This is a genomic window from Nocardia transvalensis NBRC 15921 (assembly GCF_000308875.1).
Taxonomy (GTDB): domain Bacteria; phylum Actinomycetota; class Actinomycetes; order Mycobacteriales; family Mycobacteriaceae; genus Nocardia; species Nocardia transvalensis.
On the sequence record NZ_BAGL01000013.1, the window covers coordinates 130378 to 147013 of the forward strand.

Annotated in this window: 5 protein-coding genes; all 5 read left to right on the forward strand. The window is 70.6% G+C overall.

Going from position 1 to position 16636, the window contains the following annotated elements:
- Positions 1-75 precede the first annotated feature (75 nt).
- From ON41_RS05650 to ON41_RS05670, 5 genes are read left to right on the forward strand one after another with little or no spacing between them, the layout of a single operon-like run.
- The gene (locus ON41_RS05650; RefSeq protein WP_040745702.1) at positions 76-3582 is read left to right on the forward strand and encodes a non-ribosomal peptide synthetase; all 3507 of its coding nucleotides are present in this window, start codon (positions 76-78) and stop codon (positions 3580-3582) included.
- A 44-nt stretch (positions 3583-3626) separates the two neighbouring features.
- A complete protein-coding gene (locus ON41_RS05655) occupies positions 3627-9818 on the forward strand; it encodes a non-ribosomal peptide synthetase (RefSeq protein WP_040745704.1) in 6192 nt (2063 codons plus the stop codon).
- Between the two features lie 32 nt (positions 9819-9850).
- A complete protein-coding gene (locus tag ON41_RS05660; protein WP_040745706.1) occupies positions 9851-14431 on the forward strand; it encodes a non-ribosomal peptide synthetase in 4581 nt (1526 codons plus the stop codon).
- Between the two features lie 60 nt (positions 14432-14491).
- Positions 14492-15247, forward strand: coding sequence for a thioesterase II family protein (locus ON41_RS05665; RefSeq protein ID WP_040745838.1), 756 nt, complete (start codon positions 14492-14494; stop codon positions 15245-15247).
- Positions 15248-15261: 14 nt separating this feature from the next.
- Positions 15262-16584 carry a beta-ketoacyl [acyl carrier protein] synthase domain-containing protein gene (locus ON41_RS05670; RefSeq protein WP_040745707.1) on the forward strand — a complete coding sequence of 441 codons (1323 nt, stop codon included), beginning with the start codon at positions 15262-15264 and terminating at the stop codon, positions 16582-16584.
- Positions 16585-16636 lie beyond the last annotated feature (52 nt).

Genomic DNA, 16636 nt, shown 5'->3' on the forward strand with positions numbered 1-16636 from the left:
CTATGCCTGAAGGTTAGGCAAGCCTAGCCTTTGCGTGCTTGATGAAGGCTGTTTTCTCGGCCGGTGAGGAGTCTGATGCTCGGCAAGGCTGACGTTCGCGACATCGTGGCGGCGGAGCTCGGGGTGCCGTCCGAATCGATCGGCGACGACGACGATCTGGTCAGCCTGGGCATGCACTCGATGATGCTGATGCAGCTGGCCGCGCGCTGGCGCAAGCAGGGTCACGAGGTGCGCAGCTCGGAACTGGCCCTGCAACCGACGCTCGCCGCGTGGGCGGAACTGCTGTCCGGGGGGCATGCCGAACCGCCCGCGCCCGCACCGGAACCCGCCCCGGCCGAGACCGCCGAGAGCGACGAATTCGCCCTCGCCACAATGCAACACGCGTACTGGGTCGGGCGGCGGCAGGATCAGCGGCTGGGCGGTGTCGCGGCGCATCTGTACGTCGAATTCGACGGCGAGGGCGTACAGGCGGACCGCATGCGGCGCGCGGTGGGACGCCTGGTCCGCCGCCACGAGCAACTGCGCGTGCAGTTCACCGACGCCGGTACGCAAAAGGTGCTGCCGGAGCCGTTGCGTCCGGTCTTCCATCTCATCGACCTCACGTCGGCGGGAGCGACGGGACCGGAGGCGGCAGCCTGCGTAACCACGGAGGGACCCGCGGACGGCGCCGTGGACACTGCATTCGACGGCGGGCGAATGGAACTCGAACGCGTCCGCCAGGAGAAGAGTCACCAGCGGATGGACGTCGCGGCCGGTCAGGTCGTCGACATCACCCTCACGCTGCTGCCCGGCGGAAAGCACCGAGTGCACGTCGATGTCGACATGCTGGCCGGTGACGCCCTGAGCTACCGCAGGATTCTCGACGATCTCGCGACCCTCTACGCCGCCGACGCCGACGCCGCCGATTCCCTCGGCTACACCTACCGCCGCTACCTGGCCGATCGAGAGCGCACCGCACCCGACAACTCGGCCGCGAAGACGTGGTGGGAGAACCGGATCCAGGGCCTCCCCGATATCCCGTCGCTGCCGGTGCTCGCGGAGAACGACCGCCCCGACCCGGCGCGCAGCGTCCGGCTGCACCACTGGTTCCCGCCGGAGGCGAAGGCGCAGCTCAACAAGGTCGCGCACAGCCACGGCGTGACCCCGGCCGTGGCCCTGGCCACCGTCTTCTCCGAGGCGATCGCCCGCTGGTCGGCGCACCAGCGCTTCCTGCTGAATGTCCCGCTGTTCGACCGGGAGCCGCTGCACGACGACATCGACCGCGTGGTCGGCGACTTCACCAACTCCGTACTGGTGGATGTCGACGCCCGCGAAACGGAATCGATGGTGACGCGCGCGAAGCGATTGCAGCGCGAATTGCACACCTGCGCGGCGCATTCCACCTACGAGGGCCTGGACGTCCTGCGCGACCTCGGCCGGCTGCGCGGCGCCCCGGTCACCCCGTCCGTGGTGTTCACCTCCGGGCTCGACCTGGGCGAGCTGTTCTCCGACGAGGTGACGAAGACCTTCGGCGAGCCGGTGTGGATCCTCTCGCAGGGCCCGCAGGTGGACCTGGACGCCCAGGTGGTCGAGCTGTCCGGCGGGCTGCTGGTCAACTGGGACGTGCGCCGCGACGCCATGCCCGCCGGTGTGGTCGACGCGATGTTCGGCGAATTCCGCCGGTTGCTGCTGGCGCTGGTCGAGCCGGGCGCCGATTGGCAGGCGCCGCTGTCGATCCCGCTGCCGGACGCCCAGCGGGCGGTGCGCGACTCGGTCAACGCCACGGGCCGGGACCTTGGCGCTCGCACGCTGCACGACGCGTTCTTCGCACGGGCCGAACAGGATCCGAACCGTATCGCGCTGCGCTGGCGGGACGGCGGATCCAGCAGCTACGGCGATCTCGCGGGCCGGGCCCTGGCGGTCGGCCGGGCGCTGGCCGATGCCGGAGTGCGGCCCGGGGACACCGTCGCGGTCGTGATCGGCAAGGGGCACAGGCAAATTCCCGCAGTGCTGGGCGTGCTGGCCGCCGGCGCGACCTACGTTCCGATCGGCATCGGGCAGCCGCGGGCGCGGCGGGACCGGATTCTCGCGCGGGCGGGGGCGAAGGTGGCCCTCGTCGAGGACGGCGCGGAGCTGCCCGACGGCGTCACCGCGGTCGCGCTGGACGTGGCGGTCGCCGGACCGCGACTGGAGCGCGCCCACAGCTGCGCGCCCCGCGAGACCGCATACGTCCTGTTCACCTCCGGTTCCACCGGCGAGCCCAAGGGCGTCGAGGTCAGCCACCGGGCCGCCGCCAACACCATCGACGCGCTCGCCGCGCACTTCGGGCTCGGTAAGGACGACCGGTTGATCGGCCTGTCCTCGCTGGAATTCGACCTGTCGGTGTTCGACATCTTCGGCGCGTTGTCGCTCGGCGGCGCGCTGGCCTGCGTGGACGCCGACACCGAGCGCGACGCCGAGGCGTGGGCGCGGCTCATCGCCGAAACCGGTGTGAGCGTGCTGAACTGCGCACCCGGCCTGATCGGCATGCTGCTCGACACCGCGTCTCCCGAACAGCTGCGCTCGATGCGCGTGGTGATCACCGGCGGCGACCGCGTGAATACCGAACTGGGACAGCGCTTCCGGGCCGTCGTCCCCGGCGTGCGCTTCGCCGGGCTGGGCGGCACCACCGAAACCGCGATCCACTCCACCGTGTGCGAGGTGACCGCCGACTTCCCGGCCGCCTGGGCCACGGTGCCCTACGGCACCCCACTGGCGAACGTCCGGATGCGGGTGGTCAACGAGCGCGGCGAGGATTGCCCGGACTGGGTGGTCGGCGAATTGTGGATCGGCGGAACGAGTGTCGCCGACGGCTACCGCGGCGATCCCGAGCGGACCGCGGAGCGCTTCGTCGAGATCGACGGCGTGCGCTGGTATCGCACCGGCGATCTCGCCCGATACCTGCCCGACGGCACGGTGGACTTCCTGGGCCGCGCCGACCATCAGGTGAAGATCCGCGGCTACCGCGTGGAACTCGGCGAGGTGGAGTCGGCGCTGACGGCGCTGCCGCAGGTCCGCGAGGCCGTGGCGTTGGTGACCGACGGCGGCCGGTTGGTCGCGGCCGTGACCGCCGACGCCGCCGTGGATTTCGCCGCCGCGCTGCGGGACTCGCTGCCCGCCCACATGATTCCCGAGGCCGTCGAGGTGTTCGACGCGATCCCGTTGACCGCCAACGGAAAACTGGACCGCGCGGCCGTCCGCCGCGCGATCGACGCCGACGCCCCGGGCTCGGCGGACGCCTACGTGGCGCCCGCCGACGAGGTCGAGGCGGCGATCGCCTACATCGCGGGCCAGATCCTCGGCGTCGACCAGGTGGGCGTCGAGACCGACTTCTTCGAGATCGGCGGCAACTCGATCCTGGCCACCACCCTCACCGCGAAGGTGCGCGGGCTGCTGTCGGTCGAGAAGTTCGGTGTCACCGAGGTTTTCGAGGGACGCACGGTGCGCCGGATCGCGTCCGGACTGATGGCGTCCGAGACCACGCCGGGCCGGCTGGCGCAGGTGTCGCGGATCCTGCTCGAACTCGCCGAGGTGAGCCTGCCCGAACCCGTGCCCTCCCGCTGACCGCGGAGCGGCCGGATTTCGTAGTACACAGATTGGTTCGATAGATGCGTTCGCTGGAAGACCTGCAGGTAGCGATGGCGGCTCGGCTCGCCCAGGAGGGGCTGGCCACGACCGCCGCCGTGCCGGTGCGCCGAGATCCGCAGCGGGCCCCGCTGTCGTTCGGGCAGCGGTACGTCTGGGCGCATCAGCAGATCGCCCCCGACAGCGCGGCCTACAACCTGTGCCTGGCACTGACTTTCGACGGTGACATCGACGCGGCCGCGCTGCGGGCGGCGTTCACCGCGCTGGTCCGGCGGCACGAGGTCCTGCGCACGACCTACCACACGGACGAGAACGGCGAGCCCTACCAGCGGATCCATCAGGACCTCCCGCCGCGGCTCACCGACGTGGACCTCACCGGCGAGGCAGACGCCGACGCGCGGCTGGCCGACCTGGTCGCCGCGGCGGCCCGCGAGACCTACGACCTCACGGCGGAATCGTCGCTGCGCGTCGTCTTCGCGCGGGTGCGGCCCACGCGGCTGGTCGCGGTGGTCTCGATCCAGCACATCGCCTGGGACGGGATGACGCTGCCCGCGCTGTCGCGGGATGTGGAGAACTTCTATCGCCAGGCCCTGACCGGTCCGGTCGAGGTCGAGCCGCTGGCGTTGCAGGTGGCCGATTTCGCCGAATGGGAGCAGGACCGCTTCCACGCCGAGGAGCAGACCGAGGACATCCGGTTCTGGGAGAGCCGGTTCGACGGCGAGGTCCCCGAACTCCAGCTGCCCTTCGATCGCCGCCCGGTCGCGGTGTCCGAGCGCGGCGAGCGCGCCGACAAGCCGCTGAGCGCGCGGGCCGACGCCAATCTGCGCCGGCTCACCGCCGACCTGCGCACCACGCCCTTCTCGGTCTTCCTCGCCGCCTATCACCTGGCGCTGCGGCAGATGACCGGCCAGGACGACATGGTCATCGGCACCACGGTCGCCAACCGTGAGGAAGCCGGGATGGAACTGCTCATCGGCAACCTCAGCAATATGCTGCCGCTGCACCTCACCGGCGGCGCGGGCACGTTCGCCGAACTGGTGGAGCAGGTGCGGTCGGTGACCACGGAGGCGTTCCGGCACAAGCACTTCCCGCAGGAGGGCATCGTCCGGGCGGTGAACCGGACGACCGGGAACGTCGGCTCCACACTGTTCGACACCATGGTGCTGTTCCTGCACCAGAAGATCGACGGCCCGCAGCTGCCGGGCGTCACCACCAGCTGGGAACTCATCGACAACGGCGGGGCCCTGCTGCCGCTGGTCGTCGAGACCTTCATGCACGACGACCGCACCGACGTCCAGATCACCTACCGCACCGACGTTTTCGACGCCGCGACGATCGACCGGCTGCACGAGTACATCGACCAGGTCCTGGCCGAGGCCGCCGGCGACCGCCGGGTGGACGATCTGCTGACCCTGTCGGAGACCGACCGGGCGCATCTGGCGGAGTGGTCGCACGGCGGCGTGGTGGAGGTCGAGCGGGAGACCGTCGATGCCATGATCCGGCATTCGGCCGCCCGGTATCCCGAGCGGGTCGCGGTCGTATTCGGCGAGACGGAGCTGACCTACGCCGACTTCGACGCGCGCGTCAACCGGCTCGCGCGCCTGCTGCTCGCCCGTGGCGTGCGTGCCGGGGACCGGGTCGCCGTCTACGCCGAGCGCAGCGAACGGCTGCCCCTCGCGTTCGCCGCCGTGCTGCGGGCGGGCGCGGTGTACTTCCCGATCGATCCCGCCTACCCGTCCGATCGCGTCGAGTACATGCTCGGCGATGCCCGGCCCACCGTGCTGATCCGCACCGCGCCGCGCCCGCCCGAGGTCGACCTCGACATCCCGGTGGTGGATCTGGCCGCGGAGGAGATCGCGCGAGAGCTTGCGGCACTGGATGATTCGGCCGTCGCGGAGAGCGAGCTGACCCGGCCCATCCATCCGTTCGACGGCGCGTACCTGCTGTACACCTCCGGAACCACCGGGCGTCCCAAGGGTGTCGTGGTGCATCACCGGGGCGTCGCCAACCACGTGCAGTGGATGCGCGACTACCTCGAATTCGGCGCGGAGCGCATTCTGCAGAAGGCGCCCATCGGCTTCGACGTCTCGGTGTTCGAACTGGTCAACGCGCTGTGCACGGGGTCGGCGACGGTGCTGCCGCCGCCGGACTGGTGGCAGGCCGATGTCGAGGCGCTGGCGGGGATCATCCACCGCCACCGAATCACGCAGATCTCGTTGGTGCCCAGCGTCGTTCGGGCCTTTATCGACGCCGGGCCGGATCCGTCGCGCTTGCAGTCGATGCGCTATGTCTACCTCGGCGGCGAATCGGTGCCGCCGGCCCTGGTGGAGGAGTCGAGCCGGTTCTTCGGCGGGACGGTCCTGGGCCTGTACGGGCCGACCGAGGGCTCGATGGACCTCATGCACGAGGACTTCGCCGGAACCTCGGAGCGGAGCTTGCGGAGCGATCCTGATACAGAGCGTGATTCGATCGAATCCGCGCTGATCGGGCGGCCGGAATGGAATTCGTCGGTATACGTCCTGGACGAACGGCTGCGGCAGGTGCCGCCCGGCGTCGTCGGCGAGCTGTATCTCGGTGGCGCGCAACTGGCGCAGGGCTATCACCGGCGGCCCGACCTGACCGGCGCGGCCTTCGTGGCCTGCCCGTTCGACGCGACGCCGGGCGCGCGCATGTACCGCACCGGCGACATCGTGCGCTGGAACTCCCGTGGGCGCATGGAGTATCTGGGCCGCGTCGACGATCAGGTGAAGATCCGCGGCCACCGCATCGAACTCGGCGAGATCGGCACCGTCCTGCGCCGCTTGCCCGGTATCGCGTCCGCCGCGGCCGTCACCGTCTCGCAGGGCAGCGGTGCGAGCGACGGGCCCGGAGGCGGCAGCTTGCGTAACCACGTAGGGCCCGGGGAGGACCGCCATGGACACAGTGCGGCGCTGGTGGCTTACTATGTGCCGGAACCGGATTCGGAGTTCGCCACCCTCGCCGATCCCGCCGACCGCATCAAGGCGGAGCTGGCGGAGCGGCTGCCCGACTACATGATTCCCGCCGCGCTGGTGCGGTTGGCCGCGTTGCCGCTCACCGCGAACGGCAAACTGGACCGCAATGCCCTGCCCGCACCGGATCTCGGCGGCAGCACCGGCCGTGGCCGCGCGCTGGCCGACGACGCCGAATACGCCGTCGCCGAGGCCGTGCGCCAGGTACTCGGCATCGCCGACGGCACCGATCTCGCGGCCGACGACGACTTCCTGGCCCTGGGCGGCGATTCCATCACCGCCATCCGGATGGCGTCCGCGCTGAAGAAACGCGGCCTGCTCATCACGACCAGCGCGCTGTTCGAGGCGCGCACGATCGCCCGGATCGCCGCGGCGGCGGAACCGATCGTGGCGGGCGGCGCGCCGGCGCTGGCCGAGGTCGGCGAGGAGACGGGCTGGATTCCGCTCAATCCGATCGCGACCGTGCTCACCGAGCAGGCCGCCGACTACAGCGCCTACAGCCAGGCCACCGCGGTGGTGACGCCCGCGCACAGCACCCTCGAACAGGTCGCCGCGGTGGTGGCGGCGCTGGTGGACCGGCATCCGATGCTGCGCGCACGGGTGGCCGAGGGACCGGACGGGCAGACCGCCTTCCACGTCCCGGGCTCGGACGAGACCACGGCCGAGCCCACGCTGACCGAGGTGGTGCTGGATCCCGGAACATGGGATCGCACCGCCGGTTCGGCGCTCCGCGAGCAGTTACGGCAGGTCAGCGAGCTGCTGGACCCGGGGGCCGGGCGCATGGTCGCGGCCGTGTGGCTGCGGTCCGCCGACGGCGCGCAGGGCCGCCTGTTGCTGGTGATCCACCACCTCGCGGTCGACGGCGTGTCCTGGCGCATCCTGCACGACGACCTGCGCCAGCTCTGGCAACACCCCGACGCGCCCGCGGAATCCGGGACGTCGGTGAAGACGTGGAATACCAGCCTGGTCGGGCTGGCGACCGCGGACAGCGTGGTCGGCACCCTGCCGTACTGGACGGCCGCCGCGGAGGGGGTCGATCCGGTGCTCGGCAACCGCGAACTCGACCCCGCCGTGGACACCGTCGCGACCGTCCGCGAGATCACGGCGACGCTCGACTCCGACGACACCGCATTCCTGATGACCACGGCCACCGCGGCGTTCGGCTGCGACTTCCTCGACATCCAAGTGGCGTCGCTCGCGGTGGCGGTGCACCGGTTCCGGCGTCGGCGTGACAGCGACGCCCGCACGGTATCGCTCACCATGGAACGGCACGGCCGCGTCGAAACACTGTTCAGAGGAGTGGATCTCGCGAATACCGTCGGCTGGTTCACCACCGCCTACCCGGTGACTCTGGACGTCTCCGGCGGATCCGAGGTCGAGTCCGCGGTCAAGGCCGTCAAGGAGCAGTTGCTCGCCGTCCCGGATTCCGGAATCGGCTGGGGGCTGCTGCGCCTGCTCAACCCGGAGACCCGGCCGGGGCTCGAACGGCACCGCTCGCCGCAGATCAGCTTCAACTACATGGGCCGGTTCGCCGACGGTGGCTCCGAGGGCCCGGCCGAGGACTGGTCGGCCGCACCGGAATTCGGCTACCTGGGCGGCCACGCCAATCCCGGCATGCCCGCGCCCGCCCTGCTCGACATCAACACGGTGGCGCTGACCGGCGACGACCGCGTGACCCTGCACGCCTCCTTCCGCTTCCCGGGCGACGCGCTGTCCGAGGAGGACGCGCGCGAACTCGCCGAACTGTGGGAATCCGGTCTGGGCGAGCTGGCGAAGGCGGTGCGCGACAATCAGATTCGACGGCTGACCCCGAGCGATGTGCTCGCGGCCGACGTGACGCAGCTCGATCTCGACCGCTGGCAGGACATGTACGGCGAGTACGAGGACGTGTACCCGCTGGCGCCCATGCAGGCCGGGCTCTATCTGACCGCGCTCAGCGCGGGCGCCCGCGACGTCTACAACGTGCAGACGCTGATCGGCGTGCGTGGCGAGCTGGACGTGCCGCGGCTGGGCCGGGCGTTCGACACCGTGCTGAACCGCTACCCGAACCTGCGTGTGACACTGTCGGTCTCGCACGCCGGTCAGCCGTACGCGATCGTGGCCGGGCACGCCGCGGTGCCGGTCCGGGAGATCGACCTCTCGGCACAGGCGGACGCGACCGAGCGGCTGCACGAGTTCTACCGGTCCGATCAGGCCGAGCAGTTCGACCTGACCCACGGGCCGCTCACCCGGGTCGCCGTGGCGCACCTGCCCGACGGGACGCACATGGTGGTGCTGACGATGCACCACCTGCTGCTCGACGGCTGGTCCGGGCAGCTGGTGTCGCGAGAGGTGTTCGCGGAGTACGCCGTCGCCGGTGCGGAGCCGATCGGCACGCCGGAGACCTTCGGGAAATTCCTGGCGATGGTGCACGACGAGCAGGACGCCGTGGAACGGGCGTGGCGGCCGGTACTCGACGGTGTGCAGCCGTGCATCGTCGCCCCGGGCCGCGGCCTGGGCAGCGACGGCATCCCGGTCGAGCGGTCCTTCGCGATCGACGACGACCTGGTGGAGCGGGTGACCGCGCTGGCCTCCGAACTCGGCACCACCTTCAGCGTGGCCTGCCAGCTGGCGTGGGCGAACGCGCTGCGCTACGTGGCGGGCGGCGAGGATGTCGTCTTCGGCGAGGCGGTGTCTGGACGGCCGGCCGATCTCGACGACGTCGACAACGCCATCGGCTGTTTCGCCAACATCATCCCCGCCGTCATCGGATTCGACGGCGGCCGGACCTGGCGCCAGCATCTGGCCGACATCCAGTCCCGGCGCGTGGATCTCATGGAGTACCACAGCTATCCGCTCACCTCGGCACTGCGCGCGGCCGGGGCCCGCAAGCTGTTCGACACCATGTTCGTGTTCGAGTCCTATCCGCCCGGGCGCAAGGAACTCGAGCGGCTGCTCGGCACGGCGGGGCTGGAGCTGGCGTCTTTCGAGGGCGCCGGGGCGACGGACAACGCGCTGCTGCTGATGATCTTCCCCGCGAATTCGCTGCTGCCCAGCGATTCCGTGCAGGCGGCGATCTTCTACGCCGAGGACGCCTTCGAACCGGACGATGCCCGGATCATCGAGGCCGCCTTCTACAACACCCTGCGGGCCATCGCCGACGGGCCCGACCGTCCCGTCGACGCCGTGCCCGTGCTCGGCGACGAGGACCAGGGCCTGCTGGTGATGCGGCGCATGTGGCAATGACGCGCTGACGTAGCGAATCGGAGGTGAGGGGTATGACCGAGGAAGCTCCGGAGATCGAGGACGTACTGGCGCTCGCGCCGTTGCAGGAAGGGCTGTTCTCGCTGTCGCACCTGTCCGGCGCCGATCACGACGTCTACACGATCCCGTTCGTCGTGGACATCGACGGCCCGCTGGACACCGCGGCGCTGCGCGCGAGTTTCGAGGCGCTGCTGCGGCGGCACGCGAATCTGCGCGCGGTGTTCTGGGATCAGGACGTGCCGCGTCCGGTGCAGATCGTGCCCGCCCGGGTCGAGCTGCCGTGGGCCGAATGTGCTTCGCTCCCAGAGGAATTGGACGCGGTCACAGCCGCGGAGATCCGGCGGCCGTTCGACCTCGCCCGCGGCCCCGCGCTGCGGGTGCTGCTGGTGTCGCTGCCCCCGGCCGCCGACGGGAACCCGCGCCGCCGCATGGTCGTCACCATCCACCACATCCTGATGGACGGCTGGTCGCTCGGGCTCCTGTTCACCGAGCTGCGTGCCCTGTACGAGGCCGGGGGAGCGGCCGACGCACTCCCTCCCGTGCGGCCGTACCGCGACTACATCGGCTGGCTCGCGACGCAGGATATGACTGCGGCCCTGGACAAGTGGTCCGACTACCTGGGTGTACTCGACGGCCCGGTGATGGTCGCCGACGTGGCCGCTTCTTCCGGCACGCTTTTGGCCGGAATCACCCGCTATGCCCTCCCCGCCGAGGACACCGCCCGACTTCGCGCGTGGGCCCGAGTACAGGGCCTCACGCTGAACACCGTGGTGCAGTTCGCCTGGACCGTCGTCCTGGCCCGGCTCACCGATCGCGACGACGTCGCCTACGGCACCGTCGTGACCGGCCGCCCGGACCAGATCTCCGGCGTGGACCGCATGATCGGGCTGTTCCTGAATACGGTCGCGGTGGCGTTCCGGATGGATCCGACGGCGTCGGTGGTGGCCGAATGCGCTCGGCTGCAACGGGAATCGGCGACTATGCGCGAGTCCGGCTTCCTGAGCTTGTCGTCGGTGCAGCGGTCGGCCGGGCACAGTGCGCTGTTCGACACCATGTTCGTCTTCCAGAACGCGCCGATGGAGCACGCGTTCCAGGAGACGACCCTCACCGGCGGCGTGACCTTCCGCCCGGTCATGACCGAGAACCTGACGCACTACCCGCTCACGGTGGTGTCGCATCTGCTGGGCGACGAGCTGCTGGTCGTGGTGGAGGCCGTCGCCGAGTCGCTGCCCTATGTCCCGGCCGATATCGCCGCGAGCATGCTGGCCCTGCTGAGCCGGCTACCGGACTGCACCGAGACACCCGTCGCGGAACTGGACGTGCTGCCGGAAGCGGCGCGCGCCGATCTCCTCCGCACGGCCACCACTCCGGTCCTCGAACGGGATTCGGAGACATCAGTTTTCGCGCTGTTCGAGCGCCAGGCGGAGATCACGCCGGACGCGATCGCGCTGACCACGGATACCGAGCGGCTGACCTACCGGGAGCTACGCGACCGATCCGCCCGGCTGGCCGCCGAACTGGCCGCGCACGGCGTGGGCGCCGAGGGCGTGGTGGCGCTATTCCTGCCGCGCGGACCGGAAGCGATCGTCGCCATCCTGGCCACCCTCGCCGCCGGGGCGGCCTATGTGCCCGTGGATATCTCGCTCCCCGCGGCCCGGATCGGCTCGATCCTGCGGCAGGCCGAACCGGATCTGGCGCTGGCCGCCGGGGACCATGCCGAGGTGCTGGGCGCGATCCCGGCGCTGCGGATGGACGACCCCGATGTGGCCGGCCGGATCGCGGCCCGCGCACCCGAGGTTCCGGACAGCGCGCGGCATCATCCCGCGCGCCGCGCCTACCTCATCTTCACCTCCGGTTCCACCGGCGAGCCCAAGGGTGTCGTCGGCACGCACGAGGCGCTGATCAGCTATTTCACCGATCACCGCGCCCGCGTTTACCGGCCCGCCACCCGGCGGCTCGGCCGCCCGCTGCGGATCGCGCACGCCTGGTCGCTGAGCTTCGACGCCTCCTGGCAGCCGCTGATCGGGCTGCTCGACGGGCACGGTCTGCACCTGTTCGACGACGCGGCGATGCGCGACGCGCAGCGCCTGGTCGACGGGATGGTCCGGCACGACGTCGACATGATCGATACGACGCCCTCGCTGTTCCGGCAGCTGACCGCGGCCGGACTGCTCGACCACCGGCTCGCTGTGCTCGCACTGGGCGGTGAGGCCATCGACACCCAGCTGTGGACGCGCCTGCGCGCGCTGCCGGGTGTCGCGGTGCACAACTGCTACGGCCCGACCGAGTCCACGGTCGAGGCCGTCGTCGCCGATGTCACCGCTCCCGATTTCGGTGGTGTGCAAGCGAATTCGCCGACCATCGGCCGGGCCACCGCCGGAATGTCGGCGTACGTACTGGATTCGCGGCTGCGGCCGGTCCCGGTCGGCGTCACCGGCGAGCTGTATCTGGCCGGGCCGCAGCTGGCCCGCGGATACGCCGGACGGCCGGGCGCGACCGCCGATCATTTCGTCGCCGACCCGTTCGGCGCGGGCCGCCGCATGTACCGGACCGGTGACCTGGTGCGCCGCCGGGCGGACGGCCTGCTCGGGTACCTGGGACGCGCAGACGATCAGGTGAAGGTCCGCGGATACCGCATCGAGATCGGCGAGGTGGATACGGCTTTGCGGGAGCTGCCCGGCATAACCGCCGCGGCGGCGACGGTGGCGCGGCGCGGCGACGGCGCGAGCCTGATCGGCTTCGTGGTGTGCGAGCCGGGTGGCGTCGCGGACCCGGTCGATATGCGCGCGGCGCTCGCGCAGCGCCTGCCCGCCTACATGATTCCCGCGCGCATCGTCGCCCTGCCGCGGCTTCCGGTCACGGTGAACGGCAAACTCGACGCCCGCGAATTGGAGCGTCTCGCCGAACAGTCGCTCACGGCAAGCGAATCCACGGGTTCGGCCGCGCCCGAGACCGCTACCGAGAAGGCGCTGAGCGCCACGATCGCCGAGGTGTTCGACGGCCGGGCACCCGGTGTCGACGCGGACTTCTTCGAACTCGGCATGGACAGCATCGTCGCGATCGCGCTGGTGAACGCCGCACGCAGGCAAGGGATCTCGGTGACCGCGAAGATGGTCCTCACCAATCCCACGATCCGTGACCTGGCCGCGGCGATCGATCGCGGCGAGACAGGCGCGCTCGCGACCGAGGCCGACGGCTACGGCGAGGTCACCCCGCTGCCGATCGTGTCGTGGATGTACAAGCACGGCAACTATCGCCGGTTCACCCAGAACATGCTGCTCACCATGCCCGAGGGCATCTCGCGCGAGCAACTGGAGACGGTGTTGCAGGCGGTGCTGGACGGGCACGACGTGCTGCGGTCGACGCTGACGCACTCCGCGAGAGGCCCGCGTCTGGTGACCCGAGAGCCGGGTGCGGTGGCCGCGAAGGAGGTGCTCACCCGGATCGAGGACGTCCCCGCGGACGCGACCGGCGCCCACCTGCGCTCCGCCACCTACGCCGCGATCGACGAGATCGACCCGGACGCCGGAAATATGGTGCGCGCGGCATGGTTTCGTGGCCGGGCCGACGGCGACATCCTGTTCCTCGCCATCCATCACCTGGCCGTGGACGTGGTGTCCTGGCACATCCTCACCGCCGATCTGGCGGCCGCGTGGGAGCGGGTGCGCGACGGCGGCACGCCGGTGGTGATGACCGCACCCACCTCCTACCGCGCGTGGTCCGAGCTGATGTCCGCGCGCGCCGAAGACCCCGAAGTCCAAGAGCAGCGCGACTATTGGGCGGCGCAGGTGGCCGCGCCGGACCCCGCCCTCGGCAGCCGTAAGCCGGATCCGGCGAGAGATACGTGGGATTCGTTGCGCGCGACCATGGTCCGCACGCCCGTCCCGACGACCGCCCGTGTCCTGGGCGCGACGACCAGAAGCGAGGGCGTCCGGGAGATGCTCCTGACCGCCCTGACGATGACGCTGAACTCGTGGCGTCGCGAACGAGGGGAGGACCGGACGACCGGGGCGCTGATCGCCCTGGAGAGCCACGGCCGGGCCGACGAGGCCGCCGGCGCCGACAGCTCGGGCACCGTGGGCTGGTTCACCAGCGTATTCCCGGTGCGGCTGGGCGACGGTGCGCTCGCGATCGACGTCGACACCGCGGCGGCGGACCCGGCCGCGGCCGGGAAACTCCTGCGTGCGGTGGCATCGCACGTCTGCGAGGTGCCTCGCCACGGCGTCGATTTCGGATTACTCCAAGACGTGGCGCGCGTGCCCGAACTGGCCGGCGCGCCGGAGCCTCAGGTCGAATTCAACTACCTGGGCCGCTCCGATCTCATCGAGCAGGATCGGCCCGCCTGGTCGATCAGCACCGACGCGGCCTTCGCCGACGCCATGCCGATCGCCCCCGAACCCGACCTGCCGCTGCGCTACGCCCTGGATGTCGTAGCGGCCGTGGGACATACGCCCGACGGACCGCAGTTCACCACGCAGTGGCGGTGGAGCGCGGCACTGTTCACCGAGGCCGAGGCAGACCGGCTGGGTGAGCTGTGGAATCGCGGCATCGCCGCGATCGCGAACGCACAGGGACCGGGTGACGCCGTGCGGTGATCGCTCGCACACGGATTGCGTCGCATGCCGATTCGATCCGCAACGAAGGGGATGGATGATATGCACAGACCGGGCTGGATCCGGAAGTTCCATAAATCGCGTGCGGCCGGCGGGCCGCCGTTATTGATCTTCCCCCACGCCGGTGCCGGCGCGTCGACCTATCGCGCGTTCTCCAAGGCGTTCAGCAGAGACTTCGACGTCATCGTCTTTCAATATCCGGGCCGGCAGGACCGCGCGCACGAGCCGCTGCCGACCTCGCTGCCCGAACTCGCCGCCGGCGCGCTCGCCGAATTCCGGAACTCCGCGTTCGACCGCGGCACCGGGATCTACGCGTTCGGCCACAGCATGGGGGCGCTCGTCTCGTTCGAATTCGTCCGGCTCGCCGAGGCCGCGGGTATCTCCGTGCGGCAGTTGACGGTCTCGGCGGCGGTCCCGCCCGCCCGCGCGGAGTTCCGGCCGCCGACACCCACCGGCGACGAGGAACTACTGGACCACCTGACCATGCTCGAGGGCATGGGCTCCGATGTGCTCGACAGCCGGGAGATCATGCGCATGGCGCTGCCGGTCCTCCAGGCCGATCACCGTGCCTCCGACGCGTATTCGCCGTCTCCGGAGGTGGAACTGTCCGCGCGGATCCACGCGCTCGGCGGTGAACACGACCCCATCGTCTCCATCGCGGACCTGCACGGCTGGCGTCGCCACAGCGACGACGTCGAGGTCACGGTGTTCGAAGGCGGGCACTTCTTCCTGAACGACCATGTCGACACGATCGCGGCCGTCACGGCGCGGCGCGCGACCGTCGGGCCGGCGGCCTGACGGGGAGGACTCTTATGACTTTGTCTACCAAGGACGACGTCGATCACGTCGTCATCGCCGGGATGGCCGTCGAGGCGCCCGGCGGCATCGAGGGACCGGGCTCGTACTGGTCGGCGCTCGCCGATGCGAAGGAGTTGATCGGGCCGTTCCCGCGCGATCGCGGGTGGCCGATCGAGGACATGCTGTCGCTGGCCCGGCTGGACGGCTGGGGCACGGTCCGCGACGCCGGGGGCTTCCTGGACCGGGCCGCCTCGTTCGATCCGGCCTTCTTCGGCATCAGTCAGCGCGAGGCGCTCGCGACCGACCCGCAGCAGCGGGTGGCGCTGCGGGTGGCGTGGAAGGCGCTCGAGAACTCCGGCATCAATCCGGCCGCGCTCGACGGAGAGGACGCCGGCTGCTTCGTCGGCGTCCTGCCGATGGAATACGGCCCGCGCGGCGCCGAGGTCAACGAGTACAGCGGGCACCGGGTGGTCAGCCAGGTGACGATGAGCGTGGCCGGGCGAGTGTCGCACTGCCTCGGACTGATCGGGCCGTCGGTGACCGTCGATACCGCCTGCACCTCGTCGCTGACCGCGCTGCACCTGGCCGCGGCCGCGGTGCGCGGCGGGGAATGCGACTGGGCCCTCGCCGGGGGCGTCTGCGTGATGGGATCGCCGATCCTGTTCTACGAATTCTCCAAGCACAACGCGCTCTCGGCGGACGGGCACTGCCGGTCCTACGCCGACGACGCCAGCGGCACGCTGTGGGGCGAGGGCGCGGGATTCGTTCTCTTGGAGAAGGAGTCGCGCGCGCGGCGGCTGGGCCACCGCGTCTACGGCCGGCTGCTGGCCTCCGCGCACAATCACAACGGGAAGGGCAAACCGATCCTCACGCCCCGAATCGACGCGCAGGAGAGGGTGATTCGCAAGACCCTCGATCTGGCGGGCATCGACCCGGCCGACGTGGGCATGGTCGAGGGCCACGGCACCGCCACCCGGGCCGGTGATCCGGTGGAACTCACGGCTTTGCAGAACACCTACGGCGCAACGGATTCCGACACTCTGCTCGGCTCGGTGAAATCGAATATCGGTCACACTCAGGCGGCCGCGGGCGTCATGGGCCTGATCAAACTGCTACTGGCCGGCCGGTACGGCAGCATCCCGCCGAGCCTGTTCTCGGACAATCCGACGACCAGGGTCGACTGGGACCGGGCCAGCCTGCGGCTGGCCACGACGCTGCAACCGTGGGAACCGCGCGACGGCGTCCGCTGCGGCGCGGTCTCCGCGTTCGGCGCGGGCGGCGCCAACGCGCACGCGATCGTCGCGATGCCCGTCGCGGAGGAGGCCGAGTATGTCTAGCTACCGGCTTCCCGACGGTTCGGTGCCGATCCTGCTGTCGGCGGACAATCTC

Excerpts from the sequence above, each read along its gene's own strand:
- ON41_RS05670 (WP_040745707.1), top strand. The coding sequence starts at position 15,262 with ATGACTTTGTCTACCAAGGACGACGTCGATCACGTCGTCATCGCCGGG.
- ON41_RS05660 (WP_040745706.1), top strand. The coding sequence starts at position 9,851 with ATGACCGAGGAAGCTCCGGAGATCGAGGACGTACTGGCGCTCGCGCCG.
- ON41_RS05655 (WP_040745704.1), top strand. The coding sequence starts at position 3,627 with ATGCGTTCGCTGGAAGACCTGCAGGTAGCGATGGCGGCTCGGCTCGCC.
- ON41_RS05665 (WP_040745838.1), top strand. The coding sequence starts at position 14,492 with ATGCACAGACCGGGCTGGATCCGGAAGTTCCATAAATCGCGTGCGGCC.
- ON41_RS05650 (WP_040745702.1), top strand. The coding sequence starts at position 76 with ATGCTCGGCAAGGCTGACGTTCGCGACATCGTGGCGGCGGAGCTCGGG.